Source organism: Arthrobacter sp. Y3223151 (assembly GCF_059091125.1).
Map to the genome: position 1 here is coordinate 40,359 of NZ_JBNHGI010000009.1, position 24,921 is coordinate 65,279.

Here is a 24,921-nt window from a genome sequence, read left to right on the forward strand (position 1 = left end):
CAGGTGAGCACAGTCGAAACACCCGCCAGCGAAATCCCGAGCAACGAGATCCGGGAAGAATACGAGCAGCTGACCGAGGACGTCCGCAAGTACCGCTACGCGTACTACAACGAGGACGCCCCGCTGGTTTCGGACGCCGAATTCGACGCGCTGTACCGGCGGCTGGAAGAGATCGAGGCGCTGCACCCGGAGTTGGTGGCCAACGACTCGCCCACGCAGGAAGTCGGCGGCGAGGTGTCGGCCGCCTTCGCCCCGGTGGAACACCTGCAGCGGATGTACTCGCTGGAGGACGTCTTTTCGCTGGACGAGCTCAAGGCCTGGGTGGACCGCGCCACGGCGTCGGTGGCCAACCTGGGCAACGGCAGGAAACTGCGCTGGCTCAGTGAAGTGAAGATCGACGGCCTGGCCGTCAACCTGCTCTACCGCAACGGTGAACTCATCCGCGCCGCAACCCGCGGGGACGGCACGACCGGCGAGGACATCACCCACAACGCCCTGACCATCGCGGACATCCCGCGCCGGCTCTCCGGCAGCAACATCCCGACCGAGGTGGAGATCCGCGGCGAAATCTTCATCCCCACCAAGGAGTTCCTGGCGCTGAACGAGCGGATGGTGGAGGCGGGCAAGGCGCCGTTTGCCAACCCGCGGAACTCGGCGGCCGGCTCGCTGCGGCAGAAGGACCCGAAGGTGACGGCCGAACGGCCGCTGCATATGTTCGTCCATGGGATCGGCGCCCGCGAAGGGCTCGACGCCGAGAGCCAATCGGACACCTACGCCTTGCTCCAGGACTGGGGGCTGCCCACCAGCCCCTACTTCAAGGTGGTGGACAGCTACGAAGAGGTCCTGGAGTTCATCGAGCACTATGGCGAGCACCGCCACGACCTGCTGCACGAGATCGACGGCATCGTGGTCAAGGTGGACGACTTCGGCCTGCAGCGCGCGCTGGGCCACACCTCGCGGGTGCCGCGCTGGTCCGTGGCCTATAAGTATCCGCCGGAAGAGGTCCACACCAAGCTCCTGGACATCCGGGTGAACGTGGGCCGCACCGGCCGGGTGACGCCATACGGGGTGATGGAACCGGTGAAGGTGGCCGGTTCCACGGTGGAGATGGCCACGCTGCACAACCAGGACGTGGTCAAGGCCAAGGGCGTGAAGATCGGCGACGTCGTGGTGCTGCGCAAGGCCGGCGACGTCATTCCGGAGATCGTGGGCCCGGTGCTGGCGCTGCGGGAGGCGCAGGATCCGCCGGTGCGCGAGTTCGTGATGCCCACCGACTGCCCCTCGTGCGGCACCCCGCTGGCTCCCGGCAAGGAGGGCGACGTCGACCTGCGCTGCCCGAATGCCAAGTCCTGCCCGGCGCAGCTGACCGAGCGGGTGGCCCATTTGGCCGGCCGCGGCGCCTTCGACATCGAAGCGCTGGGCTACGAGGCGGCGTTCGCGCTGACCCGGCCGGCCGAACCCGAACAGCCTCCGCTCACCAACGAGGCCGGGATCTTCAGCCTCAGGCCCGAGGACCTGGCCGACGTGCGGATCCGGCGCGAGAAGAAGAACAAGGGGGTGCCCACCGGCGAGACCGAGCTGGTGCCCTACTTCTATACCAAGGGCACCGCCAAGAAGCCTTCGGTTCCCACGGCCAACACCAGGAAGCTCTTCGAGGAGTTGGAGAAGGCCAAGACCCAGCCGCTCTGGCGCGTCCTGGTGGCTTTGTCCATCCGGCATGTGGGTCCCACCGCGTCCCGCGCCCTGGCCACGGCCTTCGGGTCGATGGACGCCATCCGGGCCGCCAGCGAGGACCAGCTGGCGCACGTCGACGGCGTCGGTCCCACCATCGCGGCGGCGCTGAAGGAGTGGTTCGCCGAGGACTGGCATGCCGGGATTGTCGATGCCTGGGCGGCCGCCGGCGTGCGGATGGCCGACGAGGTGGACAAGAGCATGCCCCGCACGCTGGAGGGGCTGACCGTGGTCGTGACGGGTACGCTGCCGAACTTCAGCCGTGACGAGGCCAAGGAAGCGATCATCATCCGCGGCGGCAAGGCCTCGGGTTCCGTCTCGAAGAACACCAGCTATGTGGTGGCCGGCGAAAACGCGGGGACCAAGCTGGACAAGGCCGAGTCCCTGGGCCTGACCGTGCTGGACGAGGACGGTTTCCGCCGGCTGCTGGAAACCGGCACGGCATGACGGGGGAGCGGCCAGGGCCCGGCGCCAGCTGGCAGCAGCTGCTCTCCGCCCTGGCCAGCCAGCGCCTGCGCGGGCTCTATGCCGCCCTGGTGCTGGGCCAACAGCCGGAGATGACCGCCAAGGAACGGCAGAAGCTGGTTGCCTCCGGCCTGGTGACGGACGACGGCGGTGCCCTCGCCGTCGAGCCGGGCGTCTTCAAGGCCGCGCTGGCCGCGGCACGGAAACCCGGGCCGGCCGGGCCGGAAAGGTTCCTCACCGGCGGGCTGGTGGTGCTGCCGTCCCGCGCCTCGGACCGGCTGGAACTGCTGGGTTACATCCGCGACCGCGTCATCGCCGGAGGCGAGGTCATGGCTGAGAAGGACCTGAACGCCCGGTTGGCCGCGTTCACCTCCGATGTGCCGATGCTCCGCCGTGCCCTGGTCGATGACGGCTTCCTGGACCGCGAGCCGGACGGCAGCGACTACCGGGTCGGCCACCGCCGCACCAACAGCCCCGGGCAGCAGTAGCAGCGGGAACGCGGCGCGACCGGCTGAAGGCGCGAATTTTAACCGGCCGGTTTCGACGATTTACAGCGGTCTCGACGTTTTCGGCCGGTTTCGATGGGGAGATGATACCGGCATCACCACGCGGGGACCGACCATACTCTTGCGGCCTCGTGAAACCATCGTGACTGGCATCACCCGCCATGGGACGATGGAGGTGCGAGGTGAGCCATGAACGAATTCTTTGCTGATGGTTTCCCCTGGTGGTTCATCTGGGTGGGTTTCGCCGTGGTCTCCGGTATGGGACAGCGTGCCAAGCGCACCCGGCGCGGCCAGGGCTGGAACCGCGGGGGCCGGCGCCACGAAAGCGCACGCTCGGAGGCCGCCCGGCGCGAGGCCGACCGGCTGCGTGCCGCCGCCGCTGCCGAACAGCAGCGGCTCCGCGACACCGCGGCGGTGATGGCCGACCATGATGCGGTCAACGCGCGCTGGCTGGACTACGAGCTGGACGTGGCCAAGCTGATCGATTTTCCCATGATGTCCGATGTCCGCGAGCCGCTCACGGTGGCGTTCCTGCGCGCCAAACGGACCGCGGACGGGCTGCGGCCGGTCACCGCTGCGGAAGTTGCCACCGACGAGCGGCTGCGCGAATACCGCGAGGCCGTGCGGGCCTACGAGGTCGCCTTCGACATCGCCGAACGCGAGGCCCGCCGCATTCAGGACCAGCACTTCAGCGGCCCCGAACGGCTGCGGCTGAACACCGCGCGCCGGCTGCTGACCATCGCGGTGGATAGGGCGGCAACGCCTGCCGAGCGGCAGCTCGCCTACGCGCGCGCCCGCAAGGAGCTCGACGGCCTGTTGGCCCTGCCGGCCGAGGCGGTCGCCGCCCTGCAGCGGCGGGTCAATCCGGAATTGCTCCCGCCCGTGCCCCCTCCGGTGGCCGGGCCGTCGGCGGGACGGCAGGCCGGCGGCCCGGCCTGAACCGTATTGGCGCGCACCGCCCGTGGTGCGGGAAACTGGTCAGGCAAGCCCCGACGTCGTACTTTCACTACCCGCAAGGACACCGCCCAAGCACATGCAGATCACCATCCGCCCTGCCACCGCTACCGATTTCGACGACGTGGAGCGCCTGACGCGCGAGGCGTACCTGGCCGCGGGACACTTCCCGGCAGCCGACCACCCGTATCTGGTGCACGTTTCCGACGTGGCGCACCGGGCCCGGCATGCCGAGATCTGGGTGGCCGAGCGGGGCGGCAAGGTGGCCGGGGCGGTCACGCTGGCCCAGGCCGGCGGGGAGTATGCGGACATCGCCCGGGAGGGCGAACTGGAGTTCCGGATGCTGGCCGTGGATCCGGGGCTGCAGCGCTCCGGCGTCGGCCGGGCCCTCGTGGACGCCATCGTGGAGTACGCGCGCACGCTGCCGGGCATCAACGCCGTGAGCCTGACCACCGGCAGCGACTGGACCGCGGCGCACCGGCTGTATGAATCGCTGGGATTCGACCGGGTGCCGGAGCGCGACTGGCCGGTACCGGGGACCGACATCCGGCTGCTGGTCTTCGTGAAACGCCTCTAGCAGCCGCAGGGACGGACGCTGCAGGCAACGCGTGCTCAGGGTTTGCTGAGGGAAAACGAATCGGTGAAGTTGGCGCCGCCGGCGCCCACAAACGTGGCCTTCAGGGAGTCCGCGGTCACCTCGATCTCCACGAACCCGTGCGTGGGCTCGGCGTTTGCGCCGGAGTAGGCGGCGAAGTAGGGCGCCTCGGCGTCGGAGCCGTTGATGTCGCGCAGCGGTTGCCCGCCGGTGCCGACCGTCGCGAAGACCGTGCCGGCACCGGACTCGAAGTCCGCGTCGGTGTCGGAAATGCAGGCATCATTGCTTTGCGCGGGCAGCAGCGACGGGCAGTCCGGGCCCAGGGCGAGTTGGTGTGTCCGCTGGTAGAGGTGTTCGTGGCCGTGCAGCACCAGGTCCACGTTTTTGTCCAGCAGCAGATCGGTCACGGCGGGGCCGGGATCGCAGTCGTAGCGGGCCGCCGAGTGGCAGGGCTTGTGGGAGCCGACCACGACCCACGGGATGTCCGCCGCGCGGGCCGAGTCTATGGCGGCGGCCGTCCACCGGTACTGCCCGGAGCCCGGAACGTAGTCCCATCGGCCGGATTCGGGAAACTCCAAACCCGGCGAAATCAGTATCAGCCGCAGCAACGGATCCCGCTGCGGGATGTCCACGAACCATTGGCGCCCGTAGGTGCCTTGGACACCGGGCAGGCGGGGAGGAAGGCAGCGGGCGAATTCGTCGATCGAACCGTTCCGGCCATTGCTTTCGTGGTTTCCGGCGACGAGTTGCAGGGGGATATCCGGCCCCAGGTGGCCGGTGACGAAACTGCACCACCCCGATTCCGTGCCCGGCAGCCCGTAAGACAGGTCGCCGAGCGCCAATCCGAACAGGGGATCCCTGCCCGCCATCGCTTCCAGCACCTGCGCGGCACCTTCGTCGAAGCCGAAGTCCCCGGCCGCGGCGAATTTCACGCTTGCCGCGGAGTTGCCGCCTGCCCGGGGCGCGGGGGCCGCCGTGCCGGCCGCGTTCGAGGCAGGCGGCGACAGTGCCGGCGGGGCGGCCGGCGGGCTGGAGGAGGTCATGGGAGCCGTCGGGCCCGCCGAGGCGTGCGGCGCCGGGGCCGGGGAGCCTTGCCCCGCGCTGCTGCAGCACGGCAGCAGCAGCGCGGTCAGGGCTATAGCAGCCAGCCGGGCCGGACGCATGGGGGCCTCCTCGCCGCGAAGGACTCCGGCAGCCCGCCGGGAGTCCGACGGCCCGGCCAGGCGTTCGCGGGTGCCACATTCTAGGTGCCCGGCGTAAGGGCGGTCAAACTGCTTCGCAAATTTCCTTGTCGCCCGCTGGCCGTTTGTGCCACACTGAGGACAGCATCTTGAGTGATCCGTTGGGGAACACGCCAGGCGGCCAACGCCTCGATGGGGGACCGGAGCTACGCCGGGACAGGCCGAGCTCCTACCGTGCGGACCGAGCGCCCGCACAAAGCATCATGAGCGAGCGGTTACGGGCAGTGGCCCGCAAACGCTCTGCGCCGTTGGGGGCGTTTTTATGTCCGGCTTCCTGGTTCGTTGGACGCTTAAATTTCGGTTGCTGGTTTTGGCTGCCGCGGCGGGCATTATCGGGTTGGGACTGGTGACCCTGCCGTCGATGCCGGTGGACAACCTCCCCGAATTCGCCCCGCCCCATGTGGAAATCCAGACCGAGGCGCTGGGCCTGTCCGCCGTAGAAGTCGAACAGCTGATCACGTCTCCGATGGAGGCGGACCTGCTCAACGGCGTGGCGTGGCTGGACGAGATCCGTTCGGTCTCGGTCCCGGGCCTGTCCTCCATCGAGATGATCTTCGAACCCGGCACCGATATCCTGCGGGCCAGGCAGTTGGTGGCGGAGCGGTTGACGCAGGCCTTCGCGCTGCCGAACGTCTCCACGGCCCCTGTGCTGATGCAGCCGCTGTCGTCGAACAGCCGGGTCATGATGGTCCAGTTGAGTTCGGCGGAGCAGTCGGTCATCGACATGTCGGTGCTGGCCCGCTGGAACATCAAGCCCGTGCTGATGGGCGTCCCCGGGGTAGCCAACGTGTCCATCTGGGGCCAGCGTGAACAACAGCTGCAGGTCCATGTGGATCCGGAGCGCCTCCGCGCGCAGGACGTGACGCTGAACCAAGTGATCGAGACCACGGGAAACGCGGTCTGGGTCTCCCCGCTGAGCTTCCTGGAAGCCTCGACCCCGGGCACCGGCGGGTTCCTGGAGTCGGCCAACCAGCGCATTGGCATCCAGCACGTGCTGCCGATCCAGAATGCCGAGGACTTGGGCAAGGTGAGCGTCGAGGGGACCGGCGACAAACCGCTCCAGCTCTCCGATGTGGCAGACCTGAGGGAGGATCACCAGCCGCTGATCGGTGACGCGGTCACCGGAGACGCCCCGGGACTCATCCTGGTCGTCGAGAAATTTCCGGACGCAGACGTCGTCGACGTCACCAGACACCTCGAGGAGGCACTGGACGAGCTTCGTCCCGGGTTGCCCGGCATCGAGGTGGATTCCACGATCTTCCGCCCCGCAAGCTATTTGGAGTCGGCGGCGAACCAGTTGGGGCTGGCGCTGCTCATCGGCCTGCTCGTGGTGACCATCGGCATCGGCCTTGCCTTCCGGTCCTGGCGGTACGCCCTCATCGGGCTTACGGCCATCGTCCTGTCGGCCGTGGCTGCGGCGCTCATACTGCAGTGGCAGGGAGCCGTGCTGAACACCATGGCGTTCGCCGGCATCGTGCTGGCGCTGGTCGTCGGCGTGGGCGACGTCATCGCCGATCTGCACAGCGTCCGGCACAAGGACACCGGCGTGCCCGCGCGCACCCTTGCGCCGGGCGCGGCACCGCACACGGCGCAGGAAGCGGCGGGAGACACCCCGCCCGGCTACCGCGGGAATCCGCAATTAGCGGAGGCAACGGCGGCCGACGGCGGGGAAAGCCTGCTGGCCCGGGCCCTGCGGCGGTCGAGAATGCCCATGATCTTCGCGGCCCTGGCGACCTTGCTCGCGCTGGCCCCTGCCTTGTTTGTCCGGGGGGTCGACGGCGCGTTGCTGAGGCCACTCATCCTGTCCTACCTGCTGGCCGTCGCCGTGGGGTTCCTCGTGGCGCACACGGTCACGCCCGCACTGGCCAGCATTCTGGTGCCCGCCCGGGAGAAGACGCGGCCGGTTCCCGCCGCCGCGCAGAAGGTCCGGCGCAGGCTCGACCACCTGCTCGCCTCCGCCGCCGAGGGGCGGCGCTGGCTGGCAGCCGGCGTCGTCGCCGTCCTCGGGATCGCTGCCCTGGCTGCGATCCCGCTCCTCTCTGCCGGCAACCCCATGGTGGCTTCCGTGCCGGACCGCACCCTGCTGATTCAGTGGGACGCCGCTCCCGGCACCGCCAATACAGAGATGAACCGTATTACGGCGAGGGCCAGCGACGAACTCAGGACGCTCGACGGCGTCGCGGCCGTCGGCGGGCATGTCGGGAGGGCCATCACGTCGGATACCGAGGCGAACGTCAGTTCCAGCGAGATCTGGGTGACCCTCGAGGACGGCGCGAGCTTCGACCGGGTCAAAGCGGACGTACAGGGAATCGTCGACGGCTATCCCGGGCTGGCGAACCGCGTGCTGACCTATCCGGAAGGCCAGGTCGACCGGGTGCGGCAGGCCAACGAGCAGGGCTTCCAGGTACGCGTCTACGGAATAGAGCTGCCCATCCTGCGGGAGAAGGCCGAGGAGCTCCGACAGGTCATGGCCGGCATCGACGGTGTGGCCGATCCGCGGCTCGACATTGCGGTGGAGCAGCCGATCGCGGAGATCGAGGTCAACCTGGACGCGGCCGAACGGGTGGGCATCAAACCCGGTGACGTGCGCCGCGCCGCCGCTGCCATCCTGCAGGGAATCGAGGTCGGGTTCATCTTCGAGCAGCAGAAGGTTTTCCAGGTGATCGTCAAGGGCGACGAAGCGACCCGCGGCAGCCTCACCAGCGTCCGCGAGCTGTCCATCGATACTCCCGATGGCGGCAGCGTGCAGCTCGGGGACGTAGCCGACGTGCGCATCAGCCCGAACCAGACGGTCATTCATCACGACGACACCTCGCGCCGCATCGACGTGCTCGCCGATATTGAGGGGCGGAGCCTGGGCGACGTCCAGTCGGACATCCGCGCAGCGATCGCCGAGATGGAATTCCCGGTCGAATACCACGCGGAAATCCCGCCGCAGTACGAAGAACAGCAGGTTTCAGCCCGGGTGATTTGGTGGCTCGCGGCCGCTGCTGCCGTCGGCATCCTGATCCTGCTGCAAACCGTGCTCGGCAGCTGGCGGCTCGCCGGACTGGTTCTGCTGGCGCTGCCGGTCGCGCTTTCCGGCGGGGTGCTCGCGACCCTGCTCACCGGCGGCGATGGCTCGCTGTACGCGTTGATGGGGCTCGCGGCCGTGCTCGGCTTTGCCGTCCGGGAAGCGTTGCAGCTGGTGGGGCATTTCCAGACCCTGCAGAGCGGCGACCCGTCCCGTCGACCGGTCGAACTGATGCGCCAGGCCGTCGGCGACCGGTTGCTGCCGATGCTGCTGGCCGCGGGGATCGCTGCCCTGGCCCTGGTGCCCTTGGTCGCCCTGGGCGGAACCGTCGGAGCCGTCACCCTCCTGCCCCTGGCAGTGGTGCTCTGGGGCGGCCTTGTCACCACCGCACTGCTGGTGCTGTGGGTCCTGCCGGTTTTGGTCCTCGCCCTCGGTTCTTCCGGCCGCCCCGACTGGTCGAACTCCCTGGTCAATATGCACGAATCTGTACTGCAACGGAGGCAGGAAATGTCATGACTGGCCAACGTCATGGACACCACGGCGCGCTGGCCGCAGCACTGGCCGCGGCAGCCATTGTGTTGTCCGGCTGCGCGGCAGCCGGCCCGGAGATGGAACCCCAAGGCATCGAGGCCGCCGTCAAGGAGGCGATTCCCGGCTCCGAGCTGAACCGGCTCACCCTCACCGAGCAAGCGGTGGAACGGCTCGACCTGACCACCGAACCGGTGGCCGCCGGGACCGGGAGCGACTTGGAAATCCCCTACAGCGCGCTGATTTACGATCCTGCGGGGGAGACCTGGGTTTACACCAACCCCGAACCCCTGGTCTTCGTCCGGGCGCCCGTCGAGGTGGACCGGATCGAGGGCGAGGTCGTGCACCTGACCGACGGCCCGGAGCCCGGCACCGACGTAGTCACCCTCGGTGCTGCCGAACTCTTCGGCGCCGAGTTCGATACGGCCCACTGACATGCGCCGGATCGTCGCCTTCAGCCTCAAATTCCGGTCTGTGGTGGTGGCCATCGCCGTCGGAATCATGCTGTTCGGCGGCGTCAGCCTGAGTACCGCCTCGGTGGATGTCTTCCCCGAGTTCGCGCCGCCGAAAGTCGAAATCCAGACCATCTGCATCGGCCTGACCGCCTCCGAGGTGGAAGAGCTTGTCACCGTCCCGCTGGAAGAGGCGCTGAACGGCGTCGAGGGCCTGGACGACCTGCGCTCGAAATCCGTCTCCCAGCTGTCCTCCATCGTGCTGATCTTCGAACCGGACACGGACCTGTTGACCGCCCGGCAGTTGGTATCGGAGCGGATCGCCAACACCACTCCGACCCTGCCCACCTGGGCATCGCCGCCGGTCATGCTGCAACCGTTGTCGTCGACCAGCCGCGTCATGAAGATCGGTTTGACCTCGGACGAGCGCTCGCTGATCGAGATGTCGATGATCAGCTACTGGAAGATCCGCGCCCACCTGCTCCGCGTGCCCGGCGTCGCGAACGTGGCCATCTGGGGCGAGCGCCTGCAAATGCTGCAGGTGCAGGCCGAACCCGAGAAAATGCGGGCCGAGGGGGTGTCGCTGAACCAGGTGATGACGGTCACCGCCGACGCGTTGGACGCGGGGCTGCTCCAGTATTCCCCCGGCGCGGTGATCGGCACCGGCGGCTATATCGGCACGCCCAACCAGCGGCTCGGTATCCAACACGTGCTGCCAATTACGACGCCGGAAGCCCTGGCCCAGGTGACCATTGACGAGCGCGACGGCGATCCGCTGCGCCTCGGCGATGTTGCCCGCGTGGTGGAGGACCACCAGCCGCTCATCGGGGACGCCGTGATCAACCAGGGCGACGGGCTCATGCTCATCGTGGAGAAACTGCCCTGGGGCAACACGCTGGAGGTCACCAAAGGGGTGGAGGCGGCGCTGAAGACGATGGAGCCGGGCCTGAGCGGCATCGAGATCGATACGGAAATCTTCCGGCCCGCCAGCTTCATTGAAGAATCGCTGGACAACCTGACGGTGGCGCTGCTGCTCGGAACCGTGCTGGTGATGATGGTCCTCGGTGCCTTCCTGTTCCAGTGGCGCACCGCGCTGATCAGCATCGTCGCGATTCCGCTCTCGCTCGTGACCGCCGCCCTGGTGCTCTACCTTAGCGGCGGTTCGGTCAACACGATGGTCCTTGCGGGGCTGGTCATTGCCGTGGGCGTGGTGGTCGACGATGCCATCATCGACATCGAGAACATCATCCGGCGGCTGCGCCAGCACCGCGCCGAAGGCGGCAGCAGGTCGACCATGCGGGTGGTGCTGGACGCTTCCCTCGAGGTCCGCGGGCCGATCGTCTATGCGACGTTGATCATCATCGTGGCGGCCATCCCCATCTTCTTCCTCGAAGGGCTTACCGGTGCGTTCTTCCGGCCGCTGGCCATCTCCTACACGCTGGCCGTGCTCGCCTCGATGCTGGTCGCCCTGACGGTCACCCCGGCGCTGGCCTTGATCCTGATGCGCAACGTGCCGTTGGAGTCGCGCGAGCCTCCGCTGGTACGGGTGCTCAAACGCGGCTACCACGCCATCCTCAAGCGCTTCGTCCGGCGCCCGCGTCCGAGTTACGTGGTCGTCGGAGCCATCGCGGCGGCCGGGGCGGTGATGGCGCCGTTCCTGGGGCAGTCGCTGCTGCCCGACTTCAAAGAGCGGGACTTCCTGATGCACTGGGTCACGCAGCCCGGCACCTCGGTGGAGGAGGAGTACCGGATCAGCCAGCGCGCCTGCGCCGAGCTGCTGGAGATCGAGGGCGTGCGCAACTGCGGCGCCCACATCGGACAGGCGTTTGCCGCCGACGAGGTGGTCGGGGTGAACTTCGGCGAGAACTGGATCAGCGTCGATCCGGCGGTGGACTACGACAAGACCCTGGCCGCGGTCCAGGAGGTCGTGGAAGGCTACCCCGGCATCCACCGCGACGTGCAGACCTATCTGAAGGAACGGATCCGCGAGGTGCTGACCGGTTCGAGCAACGCGGTGGTGGTGCGGCTCTACGGCGATGACCTGGACATGCTGCGGGAGAAGGCCGAGGAAATCAACGAGATATTCCTGGCCACCGACGGCGCGATCGACGAGCACGTGTCGTTGCAGGTGGACGTGCCGCAACTCGAAGTGACCGTCGACCTGGAGACGGCGCAGCGCTACGGGCTGAAACCCGGCGACGTCCGGCGCGCCGCGGCAACGCTGGTGGCGGGCGAAGAGGTCGGCGACGTCTACCGGGGCGGGAAAGCCTACGACGTGCAGGTCTGGAGCCCGGAGGAAATCCGTTCCGACGTGACCAGCATCAGAAACCTGCCCATCGACACGCCGAGCGGCGACAGCATCAGGCTGGCGGATGTCGCCGACGTCAGCCTGCGGCCCACGCCGAACGTCATCGAACGTGACGACAACTCCCGGCGCATCGACATTGAGGCCAACGTCGAGGACGGGGCGCTGGCCTCGGTGGTTGCCGCGATGGAGGCCGGGCTCGCCGAGATCGAACTGCCGCCCGGATTCCATGCCGAAATCCTCGGAGAGTACGAAGAACGGCAGGAAGCCACCCAGCTGCTGATGACCCTCGCGGTCGCGGCGCTCGCCGTCATCTATCTGCTGCTGCAGGTGTCCTTTGGCAGCTGGCGCCTGGCAACGTTGATCATGCTGACCCTGCCGATTGCGCTGGTGGGCGGCGTGTTCGCGGCCTTCCTGGGCGGCGGGGTGCTCTCCCTCGGATCCATCGTCGGCTTCCTGACCGTGATGGGCATAGCCGCGCGCAACAGCATCCTGCTGGTCAACCACTGCCAGCACCTGGAAAAGTTCGAGGGGGAAACCTTCGGTCCGGCGCTGGTGCTGCGCGGCGCGGGCGAACGGCTCTCGCCGATTTTGATGACCACGCTCGCCACCGGATTGGCGCTCGTGCCCCTGGTGGTGATGGGCAGCATTCCCGGCCACGAGATCGAGCATCCCATGGCGCTGGTTATCCTCGGCGGGCTGGTCACGTCCACGCTGCTGAATCTCTTCGTGGTCCCCTCGCTGTACCTGCGGTTCGCCAAGCCCAAGGCCGGACACCGGGAAGCCGAGGCTGTCCCCGTGGGATAGGCGCCCGGTATTCCCTGGCGAATCCCGACCCTCCTGCGCCGGTAGACTGAAAAGGAAAAGCATTCCATCCGCGTAGGAGACTCATGTCTGAGATCAATCGTGCGGCGGTGGCGCATTTGGCGCGGCTGGCCCACATTGAGATGACCGCCGAAGAACTGGACAAGATGGCCGGCGAACTCGACGTCATTGTCGATTCGATCAAGTCCGTCCAGGAAGTTGCCAGCCCCGATGTTCCGGCGACCTCGCACCCGATCCCGCTGCACAACGTGTTCCGCGAGGACGTGGTAGGGGAGACGCTGAGCCAGGAACTTGCCCTGGCCAACGCCCCGGACCAGGCCGACGGCCGGTTCAAAGTTCCGGCGATCCTGGACGAGGAGTAAGACGCAGCCATGAGCGAACTGATTACCCACAGCGCGGCCAAACTGGCCGAGATGCTGACCGCCTCGGAGGTGTCCTCGGTGGAGGTCACCCAGGCGCATCTGGACCGCATCGCCGAGGTCGACGGCGACATTAACGCGTTCCTGCACGTGAACACCGACGAGGCGCTCGCGGTGGCGGCGGATGTGGACAAAGCCCGCGCCGCCGGCGAAGAGCTGCATGCCTTGGCGGGCGTCCCGATCGCGATCAAGGACCTGATCGTCACCGTGGGCCAGCCCACCACCGCCGGCTCGAAGATCCTCGAGGGCTGGATGAGCCCGTACGACGCCACCGTGGTCAAGAAAATCCGTGCGGCGCGCATGCCGATGCTGGGCAAGACCAACCTGGACGAATTCGCCATGGGTTCCTCCAGCGAACACTCCGCCTACGGCCCCACCCGCAACCCGTGGGACCTCGACCGGATCCCCGGCGGCTCCGGCGGCGGCTCCGCCGCTGCCGTGTCGGCCTTCGAGGCACCGCTGGCGCTGGGCACCGACACCGGCGGGTCCATCCGGCAGCCGGCCGCGGTGACCGGTTCGGTGGGCGTCAAGCCGACCTATGGCGGAGTGTCCCGCTACGGCGCGATCGCGATGGCGTCTTCGCTGGACCAAATCGGACCGGTAACGCGCACTGTCCTGGACGCCGCCCTGCTGCATGAGGTCATCGGCGGACACGACCCGGCCGACTCCACCTCGCTCACCGACCCGGTGGGTGCGCTGGTCGAGGCCGCCCGGAACGGGGACGTGCGGGGCATGCGCATCGGCGTGATCAAGGAGCTGCAGGGCGAAGGCTATGCGGCCGGCGTCCAGGCCCGCTTCGACGAGGCCCTGGAACTGCTGCGCGGGGCCGGCGCGGAGGTGGTGGAAGTCTCCTGCCCGAACTTCAAGTACGCGCTGGGCGCCTACTACCTGATCATGCCCTCGGAGGTCTCCTCCAACCTGGCCAAGTTCGACGGCGTCCGCTACGGGCATCGCGTGCTGCCGGCCGAGGGCCCGATGACGATCGAGCGCGTGATGGGGGCGACGCGCGCAGCCGGCTTTGGCGACGAGGTCAAGCGCCGCATCATCCTGGGCACATACGCGCTGTCCGCCGGCTACTACGACGCCTACTACGGTTCGGCGCAGAAGGTCCGCACGCTGGTGCAGCGCGACTTTGACGCGGCGTTCGAAACCGTCGACGTGCTGGTCTCTCCCACCGCGCCGACGGCCGCGTTCAAGCTGGGCGAGAAGCTGGACGATCCAATGGCGATGTACCTGAACGACGTGGCCACCATTCCGGCGAACCTCGCCGGGGTGCCCGGCATATCCGTGCCGGGCGGCCTGGCCGACGGACTGCCGGTGGGCATCCAGTTCCTGGCCCCCGCCCGCGAAGATGCCCGGCTGTACCGCGCCGGCGCCGGTCTTGAAAACCTGCTGGAAGCCCAGTGGGGCGGCCCCCTGCTGGCCCAGGCTCCTGTCCTCGGAGGTATAAAGTAAATGGCTGCAACACAAGAGCTGGTCTCCTTCGAAGAGGCGATGGCGAAGTACGACCCGGTCCTCGGTTTTGAGGTCCACGTTGAGCTGAACACGAAGACCAAGATGTTCTCCGCCGCTCCGAACGCGTTCGGCGATGTGCCGAATACGAACGTGTCGCCGGTGGACCTGGGCCTGCCCGGCGTCCTGCCGGTGGTGAACAAGGCGGCGGTGGAGTACTCGATCCTGATTGGGCTCGCGCTCAACTGCAAGATCGCCGAGTCCTGCTTCTTCGCCCGGAAGAATTACTTCTACCCGGACACCCCGAAGAATTTCCAGACCTCCCAGTACGAAGACCCGATCTGCTACGACGGCTACCTGGACATCGAACTGGAAGACGGCGAAGTGTTCCGGGTGGAGATCGAACGCGCGCACATGGAGGAGGACGCGGGCAAGCTCACCCACATGGGCGGCGCCACCGGCCGGATCCAGGGCGCCGAGTACTCGCTGGTGGACTACAACCGCGCTGGCGTTCCGCTGGTGGAGATCGTCACCAAGCCGATCGTCGGAGCCGGCTCCCGCGCTCCGGAACTGGCCCGCGCCTACGTGGCCGCCGTCCGCGAGATCGTCAAGAACCTGGGCGTCTCCGACGCACGGATGGAACGGGGCAACGTCCGCTGCGACGCGAACGTGTCTTTGATGCCCAAGGGCGCGGAGCAGTTCGGCACCCGCTCCGAGACCAAGAACGTGAACTCGCTGCGTGCGGTCGAACGTGCCGTCCGCTTCGAGATCCAGCGCCACGCGGCGGTCCTGGACGCCGGCCAGAAAGTGGTCCAGGAGACCCGCCACTGGCACGAGGACACCCGCTCCACGACCGCGGGCCGCCCCAAGTCCGACGCCGATGACTACCGCTACTTCCCGGAACCGGACCTGGTCCCCGTGGTCACCACCGAAGAGTGGATCGAAGAACTGCGTTCCCGGCTGCCCGAACCGCCGGCCGAACGGCACAAGCGGCTGAAGGCCGAATGGGGCTACTCCGACGCCGAATTCCGCGACGTGGTCAACGCCGGCGTGATGGAATCGATCGAGGAAACCATCGCCGCCGGAGCCTCCGCCGCCGTGGCCCGCAAGTGGTGGATGGGCGAAATCTCCCGTCGCGCCAAGGAAGCCGAACTCGAACCTTCGGAACTGGGCGTGAGCGCGCTGACCGTGGTCGAGCTGGACCGCCTGGTGCAGGCCGGCAAGATCAACGACAAGCTGGCCCGCCAGGTGCTCGACGGCGTGCTCGCCGGGGAGGGCACGCCCGAGGAGGTCGTGGAGAAGCGCGGCCTGGCCGTGGTGTCGGACGATTCTGCCCTGCTGGAAGCCATCGATGCAGCGCTGGCCGCCCAGCCCGAGGTGGCCGAGAAGATCCGCGGCGGCAAGGTCCAGGCCGCCGGCGCCATCGTGGGCGGGGTCATGAAGGCCACCCGCGGGCAGGCCGACGCCGGTCGGGTGCGCGAGCTGATCTTTGAACGTCTCGGCGTTCAGGGTTAGCCGGTGGAGCGCATGATGAGCGGTAATGCGTCGCGCCTTGCCGGGGCCGATATCGGCCCGGTTCCGCGGCGCACGGCCCCACCGAGGGCACACGCGGCCGCCGGCACCGATATCGGCCCGGTTCCGCTGGCCTAGCGGCCGCGGGTTCGACGGAACCTCCTGCAGACGACGCCCCTGCCGTTACCGGCGGGGGCGTTGTCTGCTCCGGAGCCGCATGGCAGGATGGCGGGATGCCCGCCGAGGTCCCGATCACCGATGGCCTGGTGCGCCGCCTGCTAACCGAACAGTTCCCGGCCCTGGCCCGGCTTCCGTTGCGGCGGGCCGCCAGCGGCTGGGACAACGTCATCTTCCGCCTCGGCAGCCGGCTGGCGGTCCGGCTTCCCCGGCACGTGGCGGGGGACCGCCTCTTGCTCAACGAAACCCGCTGGCTGCCGCTCCTCGCGCCAAGCCTGCCCCTGCCGGTCCCCGCCGTGGTCCACCGGGGCAAGCCCACGGACCACTTCCCGTTCCACTGGTCGGTCGTTCCGTGGTTTGACGGCCGGAGCGCCGCCGTCCTGCCGCCCGCGGCGCGGGACCGCTACGCGCCCGCGCTGGCCGGCTTCCTGCGGGCGCTGCAGGTCCCGGCGCCGGCCGAGGCCCCGCACAACCCGATCCGCGGAGTGCCGCTGGCGGCCTGCGCCGCCGCCTTCCACGAGCGGCTCGCCCGGTGGAACGACGTCCGCGCCGGCCTCGCGGTCGGCGGCCTGCCCGACGCCTCCGGAGTGCAGCAGGCATGGGAGGCCGCGCTGGCCGCGCCGGACTATTCGGGTCCGGGGCTGTGGCTGCACGGCGATCCGCATCCGCACAACATTATTGTCAAGGCATCCGGGACGCTGGCGGCCGTCGCCGACTTCGGCGATGTGTCGCAGGGCGATCCCGCCAGCGATCTCGGTGTGGCGTGGCTGCACTTCACTCCTGCCGGCCGCGCATGGTTCCGGTCCGGGCTGGTGTACGACGACGGCACCTGGCGCCGGGCCAAAGGCTGGGCGGTCTGGTACGGCGTGATGATGGCGCTGCGGCCGCCCGCGGACCCGTTGCACGCCGTCGGCTGCCATGCCCTGGAGCAGGCAGTGATGGGGTGAGCAGGGGGTGTCCGATGCGCTGAGCAGGGCGTGTCCGGTTGGCCCGCGCCGCCCGCGGATGATCTGATGGAAGTCCCGTCCCCACAGCAGACAGACCGGCAGGCCGCACGCCGTCGCCGCTGGCGGGGCCCGCCGATCACAGGGAGTACGGAAACAGATGGCTTCGATGCCCGCTGCCGAAATCGACATCAGCAACGATCTGGTGCTGCGGTTGCTCTCGGACCAGTTCCCGGACCTCGCCCGGCTGCCGCTGGTGCGGGTGGCGAACGGGTGGGACAACGTGACGTTCAAACTCGGGGCCGATTTGGCCGTCCGGTTGCCGCGTCGGTCCGCGGCAGGGGATTTGGTGCTGCATGAACAGCAGTGGCTCCCGTCCCTGGCCCCGGAGCTGCCCCTCGCTGTGCCGGCCCCGACGCACCGCGGCAGCCCGACGTCGTACTATCCCTGGTCCTGGTCGGTAGTGCCGTGGCTGGAGGGCAGGGCCGCCTGGCGCCTCCGGCCGGAGGAACGGCGATCGCTGGCCCCGGGGCTGGCGGCGTTCGTGGCCGCGCTGCACGTGCCCGCCCCGTCCGGCGCCCCGGTGAATCCGGTGCGCGGCGTGCCGCTGTCCTCCCGCAACGCAGCCATGGTGCAGCGTTTGGACGCGCAGGCGGTTCCCCAGGCGGAACGGGTCGCCGCTCTGTGGCGCCAGCTGACTGCCGTGCCGGCGTGGGAGGGACCGGCACTGTGGCTGCACGGCGACCTCCACCCGGGGAACCTGGTGGTGGACGGCAACCGGTTGGCGGCCGTCATCGACTTCGGCGACATCACCGCGGGCGATCCGGCCACCGACCTGGCGGCCGCCTGGCTGGTGTTTGATGCCCCGGGGCGCCGGGAGTTTATTGCGGCCGTCGAAGCGCGCACCGACGTTTCCCCGGAGACCTGGCAGCGCGCCCGCGGCTGGGCGTTGAACATCGCGACGGTGCTGCTGACCTCCTCGGATGACAACTGGTTGTTGCGCGGCGTGGGGGAGCGGGCGCTGGCCGAAGTCCTGTCCGGGAGCTAGCCGCCGCGCCGCCGCTGCAGTAGCATGGCGGGATTGCTGCCCAGGAATGCGTCCATGGGAGGAGTGGCGATGCCCGGCCCCACAGGACTGCAGCTGCATGCAACGGTGCTGGGAGCGCCGGACCCGTTGGCCTTGGCGCAGTTCTACGGCCGGCTGCTGGGCTGGGACATCCGCACCAACGAGCCAGACTGGGTGACACTGGCCAATCCGGGCGGTGGGCCGGGGCTGTCCTTCCAGCTGGAGGAGGACTACCGCCGGCCGGTCTGGCCGGAAGAACCCGGCGAACAGCAAATGCTGATGCACCTGGACATCCTCGTCGAGAACCTGGCCGCCGCCTGCTCTCACGCCGAGTCGGTAGGGGCCGAACGTGCCGAATTCCAACCGCAGGACGACGTCCGCGTGTACTTCGATCCGGCGGGGCACCCGTTCTGCCTCTTCGAACGCTAGGGCGCGGCACTCAAGGTTTTTCACCGCTGCTCCGGTTTGGGCCCCTGCTCCACCTAATAAGCGGAGCAGCTGCCCAAACCGGAGCAAAAGCCCCAACCGGAGCAGGAGCCCGAAGTGGAGCGTAGCCCCCGGCCGCCCCAGCTCGGAGCCTCGCCTTAGTCCGGCGGTGCCGTGCCGTCGAACAGCCGGGAGCGGATCAGGAAGCGTTTGCCCTCCGGCGCCTCCACCGAGAACCCGCTGCCGCGCCCGTCCACTACGTCCACGGTCAGATGCGTGTGTTTCCAGTACGCGAACTGCTCCCGCGACATCCAGAAGTCCAGGCTCCCGCGGTCGGGAAGGTCGAACCTGCCCAGCAGCACGTCCGCATCGCCGGTAAGGAATTCACCGGCCGGATAGCACATGGGGGAGGAACCGTCGCAGCAGCCGCCGGACTGATGGAACATCAGCGGTCCGTGAACCTCCCACAGTTTTTGCAGCAGCCCGACCGCCGGTCCGGTGAGCGCCACCCGGGAAAAAGCCTCCCCGGGCAGCGCCACCGCGGCCTCGAGCGCCGCCTCGTGTTTCCCGGCGGGCGGGGCGGGTGCACCCTGCCCCTGCGGTGAAGCAGACGCCATGACGTGACCTGTCTTTAGAAGAAGCCGAGCTTGTTCTCGTTGTAGCTGACCAGCAGGTTCTTCGTCTGCTGGTAATGGTCCAGCATCATCGCGTGGTTCTCGCGGCCGATGCCAGAGGACTTGTAGCCGCCGAACGCCGCTCCCGCCGGGTAGGCGTGGTAGTTGTTCACCCACACCCGGCCCGCCTGAATTTCGCGCCCTGCCCGGTAGGCCACGTTCCCGTTGCGGCTCCACACGCCGGCGCCCAGCCCGTAGAGCGTGTCGTTCGCGATCTGCAGGGCTTCCTGATAGTTCCCGAACCGGGTAACCGAGACGACCGGCCCGAAGATCTCTTCCTGGAAGATCCGCATGCTGTTGTCGCCCTCGAAGATGGTGGGCTTCACGTAGTAGCCGTCGGCGAGGTCCCCGTCCAGGATGTTCCGGCCGCCGCCGGTCAGGACCTTCGCGCCCTCCTGCCGGCCGATGTCCATGTAGGACAGAATCTTCTCCAGTTGGTCGTTGGAGGCTTGGGCGCCGACCTGGGTGGCCGTGTCCAGCGGGTTGCCCTGGATGATCGACTCGGTCCGTGCCAGTGCGTCGGCCATGAACGAGTCGTAGATCGATTCCTGCACCAGTGCCCTCGACGGACAGGTGCAGACTTCGCCCTGGTTGAACGCGAACAGGGTGAAGCCCTCCAGCGCCTTGTCGTAGAACGCGTCGTTTTCGGCGGCCACATCGGAGAAGAAGATGTTCGGGCTCTTCCCGCCCAGCTCCAGCGTGACCGGAATCAGGTTCTGCGACGCGTACTGGCTGATCAGCCGGCCGGTGGTGGTCTCGCCGGTGAACGCGATCTTGCGGATCCGCGGGCTGGACGCGAGCGGCTTGCCGGCCTCCACGCCGAAACCGTTGACCACGTTGACCACGCCCGCCGGCAGGATGTCCGCGATCAGTTCCATCAGCACCAGGATGGACGCCGGTGTCTGCTCCGCAGGCTTAAGAACGACGGCGTTGCCCGCCGCGAGCGCGGGAGCCAGCTTCCACGTGGCCATCAGGATGGGGAAGTTCCAGGGGATGATCTGCCCGACCACACCCAGCGGCTCGTGGTAATGGTAGGCGGTGGTGTCGTCGTCCAGTTGGGACAGCCGGCCCTCCTGGGCCCGGATGGCCGAGGCGAAGTAGCGGAAGTGGTCGGCGGCCAGCGGGATGTCGGCGGCCAGGGTCTCGCGCACAGCCTTGCCATTGTCCCAGGTTTCCGCCACGGCCAGCAGTTCCAGGTTCTCCTCGATCCGGTCCGCGATCCGGTTCAGCACTGCGGCCCGGTCCGCCACCGAAGTCTTGCCCCACGACGGTGCCGCCTTGTGGGCGGCGTCCAACGCCAGTTCGATGTCCTCGGCGGTCCCGCGTGCCACCTCACAGAACGTTTTGCCGGTCACGGGCGAGGGGTTCTCGAAGTATTGGTTCTTTACCGGGGCGACCCATTCGCCGCCGATCCAGTTCTCGTAGCGCTGCTTGAAGCTGACGGGTGATCCCTCGGTTCCGGGCTGGGCGTAAACAGTCATGGTCGACTCCTCTGGCTTCGGTGTCCGGACCCCCACGGCCCGGCAGACGGCACTGTCTGTGTCCCCAGAGCCTACGGAGGGCAACGTTGCAATCAGGTTGCAGCGGTCGTCCTCGCGGCGGCTCCGGCCGCGGCATTCTCCGAAGGGCCCAGGCAAGCCCCGGCTTCCAACCGCACCGGCACCATTCCAAGGTCCCGTCAGCCTCCGGCTTCCAACTGTTCCAGCACCGCGACGACCGCGGCCCGCTTCGGTGAGCGCGGCGGCAGGAGGCGCAGCGCCGCGCGCCAGGCCTCGGCGTCGTACTTTGCTTCGGGAAGCTGCAGGTACCGCAGGACTTCATCCGGCGAGGCACTGCTCAGCACTGCCTCGCGCAGGGTGGCGCTGACGTGCCGGCGGAAACCGACGACGCCCGGCGCCTCCGACCGCGGAACGACCTGCCCGCGGTACAGGCCAAGCGCCTGCCGGTGTGCCCCGCGGGCCAGGCATCGGAGGACCTGCTCAGCATCGACCGCCACTTCCTGGGGGAGGCGGTAGGGCCGGGATGTGGGCACGGCGGCAGGGCTGATGCCGGCCAGCAGCTTGCGCAACCGCACCATCTCGGCGCGCAAGGTGGCGCCCTGTGCCCGCGGGTTGAGCTGGTCCGCCAGTTCCCCGGCCGTCAGGCCGGCAGGATGCAGGGCCAGCAGGGTGAGGATCTCCGTATGCCGCTGCGACAACTCGATGCGCTGGCCGGCCAGTTCCAACAGTCCCTGGTCGCGTCCCATGATGCAGAGACCGGCCTTCGGGCCGGCTCCGGATTCGCCCTCCGGACGGGCCGGCGTCCCCCGGCGCCGCGTGATCGGGGCGGCGGGCACCGGCCGGCTCCGCGTCCCCGGGTCGTGCCGGGCGGCCGCCTGGAGGCGGAGAATGCGCAGCTCCGCCTCGGCCGCCGCTACCGCCGCCCGGATCAAGGACAGCGTGTGCGGCGCGGCCGCTTCCTCCCCGCCGGTCAGGTCCACCACGCCGAGGACGGCGCCGGTCTCAGGGTCAGTGATGGGGACGGCGGTGCAGTTCCACGAATGGACCGCCCGGCTGAAGTGCTCGGCACCGGCGATTTGGACTCCGCGGCCCAACGCGAGCGCCGTGCCGGGCGCGCTGGTGCCCACGGTCGCCTCCGACCAGTCGGTGCCGGGCAAGAACATCATGTCTTCGGCGCGGTCTTTCAGGCGGGACTCTCCGTCCACCCAGAGCAGCCGCCCGTGTTGGTCTCCCACGGCCACCAGCATCCCGGCGTCGCGGCTGGGCTCCACCAGCAGCCGGCCAAAGACCGGCATGATGGCCGACAACGGATGGTTCCGGCGGAACTCGTCCAGCGCGTCGGCGCCCATGACCAGTGGAGCCAGCGCCCGGTCGGGATCCGCCGCGTGCCGCAAGGACCTTTGCCAGGAGTCGCGGACCACTGGGCGCAGCCCCCTGATGCTCCCGGTGCCGCCGGACAGCTGGATCGGATCCAGCCGCTCGTGCGCGGCGTAGGCCTGGACCTGCACGGGCCGGGACGCTGGCTGGGCTGGGTGCGGCACTGGAGAACCCCTTTTACCGGATCGCAGCCACGCACCTGTGGCCGGGGTCACAGTCTAGCCTGCGCTTCCGCGGCCTTTCCACCGGCTTTTCATGGCACGAGGTTCCCGGCCGGTTTTCCCGTTCCCAGAGGTCCGGCCGGCCCGGTTGCGCCGGGGTCGGGTCAGGCGGCGACCAGGCGCAGGGGCAGCGAGGAGTAGCCCTTCAGCGTGTTGTGCAGGTAGGGGACCGGAGCGCCGGTGGGCTCAAGGCGTTCCACATTCCGTGCCAGCCAGGTCAGGACAACATGCATCTCCAGCCGGGTGATCGGCTGGCCGACGCAGCGGTGGATGCCGTTGCCGAAGGCGATCATGCCGGCCGCGTCGCGTTCGATCCGGAAGACGTCCGCATCGGGCCCGAACTGGGCCTCGTCGCGGTTGGCCGACCCGAGGAACAAGGCCAGCTTGCTGCCGGCGGCCAGGCTGACGCCGGAGATCTCCGTGTCTGCCGACGTGGTCCGGTAGAACGACTGGAACGGGCTCTCGAACCGCAGCACCTCGTTGATGGCCAGCGAGACCATCTGCGGATTCTTCCGCAGGATGCGCCACTGCTCCGGATGTTCCGCGAAGAGCTTGAGGGCATTTCCAATGCCGATCACCGTGGTGTCCAGGCCGGCCGACAGCAGCGCCCGCACCACCAGCGGCGCCATCTCCTCCGGCAGTTCGCCGCGGTCGACGTACTGCCACAACTGTTCGCCCATCCCGCCGGGGCTGAGGTTTTCCCGCCGCGTCCGGTCCATCACCCACTCCGGCGTCCCGGCCCCTTGCTCGAAGTAGAAGCGGTGGCGTTCGTTTTCCGGGCCGAAGTGGCTGAAGTTCATGGCTCCGTGCGTCAGCAGGTTCTCCTCGCGCCCGTCACGGGGTATGCCGACGGCGTCGCCGAACGCCCGGAGGGGGAACACCTCGGCCAGATCCTTGACGCCGTCGATGGAACCGCGCTCGAGCAGTCCGGGCAGCAGCTGGTCAGCGTAGGCCTCGAATCCGGCCCGCAGGGCGCGGGTCCCCTTGGGCGAGATGACTCCGGCCATGGCGTCCCGCATCACGGTGTGCCGCGGCGGATCCGACTCGAGGATGCCCTGCGGCCGCCAGTTGGGTTCCTTCAGCAGGTCCTTCGGCCCCACCCCCGCTCCGGAGATGAAGGTCCGGTGGTCGGTCAGGATGTCCCGGCACTCCGCGTAGCGCCCGAAGGCCGGCACCTGGTACTTCTCCAGCCAGACCGCCGGCCCGGCTGCCCGCATGCGGCCGAACAGGCCGTACGGGTCCGCCAGCACCGCATCCGAGTACGGGTCGTCGGCGATTACCGGGATGCTGTGATCGGTCAGGGTTGCCACGCGTTGGCCTCGCTTACGTCGTAGGGAAGAAGTGCTTGCGAGCAAAGCTACCCTGCCCGCGACGCGACGGATACTGTGACGCGCTCCACTTCGCCAAGACAGTTACGTAGAGTTGGCCTAGTGATCCGGGCCACAGCCCGGGCGGCCGGACGCGCCGGCCCGCTTAGCGAAAGGACACCGCGTGAAGGCGCTCTACAAGTCCGGCCCACAGGCCGGCTTCGAGCTGGTCGACCGTCCGGAACCGGAACCCGGCACCGGCGAGGTCAAGATCAAGGTCCACACCACGGGCATTTGCGGCACCGACCTGCACATCCAGGCCTGGGACGACTGGGCCGCCGGGGCGGTCCGGGCGCCGCTGATCCCCGGCCACGAGTTCTATGGCGAGGTCGTGGCCGCCGGCAGCGCCGTGCAGGACGTCCAGATCGGCGACCGGGTCTCGGGGGAGGGCCACATCGTCTGCGGGACCTGCCGGAACTGCCGCGCGGGCCGGCGGCAGATGTGCATCCGCACGGTCAGCGTCGGCGTCCAGCGGGACGGCGCCTTCGCCGAGTTCGTGGTGATCCCCGAAACCAATGTGTGGGTGCACACCGACCCGGCGGTCACGCCCGAACTGGGCGCGGTCTTCGATCCGTTCGGCAACGCCGTGCACACGGCACTGAGCTTTCCGCTGGTCGGCGAAGACGTCCTGATCACCGGCGCCGGGCCCATCGGGCTGATGGCCATAGCGGTGGTCCGCCACGCCGGCGCCCGCAAGATCGCCGTCACCGACGTGTCCGCCGAACGGTTGGAGCTGGCCAAGCAGATGGGCGCCGACCTGGTGGTGGACGTCAGCCACGCCCGGGTGGCGGACGCACAGCGGCAGCTGGAACTGGTCGAAGGTTTTGACATCGGGCTGGAGATGTCCGGCCGCGGCTCGGCACTGCGGGCCATGATCGACAACATGACCCACGGCGGCCGGATTGCGCTGCTGGGGCTGCCGACCGAAGACATCACCATCGACTGGGCCAAGGTGGTCACCCACATGCTCACGCTCAAGGGCATCTACGGGCGCGAGATGTTCGAAACCTGGTACGCGATGAGCGCCATGCTCTCCTCCAGCCCGGCCCTGCACGCGGCGATTTCCTCCGTGATCACCGACGTGCTTCCGGCCGCGGAATGGGAGCGCGGGTTCGAGACGGCCCGGCAGGGGACAAGCGGCAAAGTGGTCCTGGACTGGACCCGGATCTAGG

At 68.5% G+C, this 24,921-nt stretch carries 19 protein-coding genes; 14 read left to right on the plus strand and 5 right to left on the minus strand.

Annotation, left to right across the window (positions count from 1 at the left end):
- The first annotated feature begins 3 nt into the window (after positions 1-3).
- The 4 genes from ligA (at position 4) to AC5RUP_RS12790 (ending at position 4,233) form a co-directional block, all read left to right on the plus strand.
- A complete protein-coding gene (gene ligA / locus AC5RUP_RS12775; RefSeq protein ID WP_494154731.1) occupies positions 4-2,178 on the plus strand; it encodes an NAD-dependent DNA ligase LigA in 2,175 nt (724 codons plus the stop codon).
- Positions 2,175-2,684, plus strand: coding sequence for a DUF2087 domain-containing protein (locus AC5RUP_RS12780; protein WP_494154730.1), 510 nt, complete (start codon positions 2,175-2,177; stop codon positions 2,682-2,684). Before ligA ends, AC5RUP_RS12780 begins: the two co-directional genes overlap by 4 nt.
- 207 nt (positions 2,685-2,891) lie before the next feature.
- A complete protein-coding gene (locus AC5RUP_RS12785) occupies positions 2,892-3,641 on the plus strand; it encodes a hypothetical protein (protein WP_494158615.1) in 750 nt (249 codons plus the stop codon).
- 94 nt (positions 3,642-3,735) lie between these two features.
- Positions 3,736-4,233: a GNAT family N-acetyltransferase gene (locus AC5RUP_RS12790; RefSeq protein WP_494128316.1), complete on the plus strand. Its 498-nt coding sequence runs from the start codon at positions 3,736-3,738 to the stop codon at positions 4,231-4,233.
- A 35-nt stretch (positions 4,234-4,268) separates the two neighbouring features.
- Here AC5RUP_RS12790 and AC5RUP_RS12795 read toward each other — a convergent pair whose 3' ends face one another.
- Entirely contained in the window at positions 4,269-5,414 is a 1,146-nt protein-coding gene (locus tag AC5RUP_RS12795; protein WP_494158616.1) for a metallophosphoesterase, read from the minus strand.
- Positions 5,415-5,754: 340 nt separating this feature from the next.
- Here AC5RUP_RS12795 and AC5RUP_RS12800 point away from each other — a divergent pair, with 340 nt between their 5' ends.
- The 9 genes from AC5RUP_RS12800 (at position 5,755) to AC5RUP_RS12840 (ending at position 18,614) form a co-directional block, all read left to right on the plus strand.
- A complete protein-coding gene (locus tag AC5RUP_RS12800) occupies positions 5,755-9,021 on the plus strand; it encodes an efflux RND transporter permease subunit (protein ID WP_494153950.1) in 3,267 nt (1,088 codons plus the stop codon).
- The gene (locus AC5RUP_RS12805; RefSeq protein ID WP_494153951.1) at positions 9,018-9,467 is read left to right on the plus strand and encodes a hypothetical protein; all 450 of its coding nucleotides are present in this window, start codon (positions 9,018-9,020) and stop codon (positions 9,465-9,467) included. Before AC5RUP_RS12800 ends, AC5RUP_RS12805 begins: the two co-directional genes overlap by 4 nt.
- Position 9,468: 1 nt before the next feature.
- Positions 9,469-12,597, plus strand: coding sequence for an efflux RND transporter permease subunit (locus tag AC5RUP_RS12810; protein WP_494153952.1), 3,129 nt, complete (start codon positions 9,469-9,471; stop codon positions 12,595-12,597).
- An 83-nt stretch (positions 12,598-12,680) separates the two neighbouring features.
- Positions 12,681-12,977, plus strand: a complete 297-nt coding sequence (gatC, locus tag AC5RUP_RS12815; protein ID WP_494133313.1) for an Asp-tRNA(Asn)/Glu-tRNA(Gln) amidotransferase subunit GatC — start codon at positions 12,681-12,683, stop codon at positions 12,975-12,977.
- A 9-nt stretch (positions 12,978-12,986) separates the two neighbouring features.
- On the plus strand, positions 12,987-14,489 hold the full coding sequence (gene gatA / locus AC5RUP_RS12820; RefSeq protein WP_494153953.1) for an Asp-tRNA(Asn)/Glu-tRNA(Gln) amidotransferase subunit GatA: 1,503 nt from the start codon (positions 12,987-12,989) through the stop codon (positions 14,487-14,489).
- Positions 14,490-16,001: an Asp-tRNA(Asn)/Glu-tRNA(Gln) amidotransferase subunit GatB gene (gene gatB, locus AC5RUP_RS12825; protein WP_494133311.1), complete on the plus strand. Its 1,512-nt coding sequence runs from the start codon at positions 14,490-14,492 to the stop codon at positions 15,999-16,001.
- Between the two features lie 230 nt (positions 16,002-16,231).
- Entirely contained in the window at positions 16,232-17,122 is an 891-nt protein-coding gene (locus AC5RUP_RS12830) for an aminoglycoside phosphotransferase family protein (RefSeq protein WP_494158617.1), read from the plus strand.
- Positions 17,123-17,279: 157 nt separating this feature from the next.
- The gene (locus tag AC5RUP_RS12835; protein WP_494158618.1) at positions 17,280-18,167 is read left to right on the plus strand and encodes an aminoglycoside phosphotransferase family protein; all 888 of its coding nucleotides are present in this window, start codon (positions 17,280-17,282) and stop codon (positions 18,165-18,167) included.
- Between the two features lie 69 nt (positions 18,168-18,236).
- Positions 18,237-18,614: a VOC family protein gene (locus AC5RUP_RS12840; protein ID WP_494154287.1), complete on the plus strand. Its 378-nt coding sequence runs from the start codon at positions 18,237-18,239 to the stop codon at positions 18,612-18,614.
- A gap of 155 nt (positions 18,615-18,769) precedes the next feature.
- Here AC5RUP_RS12840 and AC5RUP_RS12845 read toward each other — a convergent pair whose 3' ends face one another.
- The 4 genes from AC5RUP_RS12845 to AC5RUP_RS12860 all read right to left on the minus strand — a co-directional run bounded on the left by AC5RUP_RS12845 (position 18,770) and on the right by AC5RUP_RS12860 (position 23,692).
- The gene (locus AC5RUP_RS12845) at positions 18,770-19,228 is read right to left on the minus strand and encodes a DUF779 domain-containing protein (protein ID WP_494154288.1); all 459 of its coding nucleotides are present in this window, start codon (positions 19,226-19,228) and stop codon (positions 18,770-18,772) included.
- 14 nt (positions 19,229-19,242) lie between these two features.
- Positions 19,243-20,766 (minus strand): acetaldehyde dehydrogenase ExaC, encoded by a 1,524-nt coding sequence (gene exaC, locus AC5RUP_RS12850; protein ID WP_494154289.1) that lies wholly within the window; start codon positions 20,764-20,766, stop codon positions 19,243-19,245.
- A gap of 197 nt (positions 20,767-20,963) precedes the next feature.
- Positions 20,964-22,292 (minus strand): GAF domain-containing protein, encoded by a 1,329-nt coding sequence (locus AC5RUP_RS12855; RefSeq protein WP_494158619.1) that lies wholly within the window; start codon positions 22,290-22,292, stop codon positions 20,964-20,966.
- A gap of 194 nt (positions 22,293-22,486) precedes the next feature.
- Positions 22,487-23,692: a cytochrome P450 gene (locus tag AC5RUP_RS12860; RefSeq protein ID WP_494154697.1), complete on the minus strand. Its 1,206-nt coding sequence runs from the start codon at positions 23,690-23,692 to the stop codon at positions 22,487-22,489.
- A gap of 181 nt (positions 23,693-23,873) precedes the next feature.
- Here AC5RUP_RS12860 and tdh point away from each other — a divergent pair, with 181 nt between their 5' ends.
- Positions 23,874-24,920 (plus strand): L-threonine 3-dehydrogenase, encoded by a 1,047-nt coding sequence (gene tdh, locus AC5RUP_RS12865; RefSeq protein WP_494154696.1) that lies wholly within the window; start codon positions 23,874-23,876, stop codon positions 24,918-24,920.
- Position 24,921: the final 1 nt, after the last annotated feature.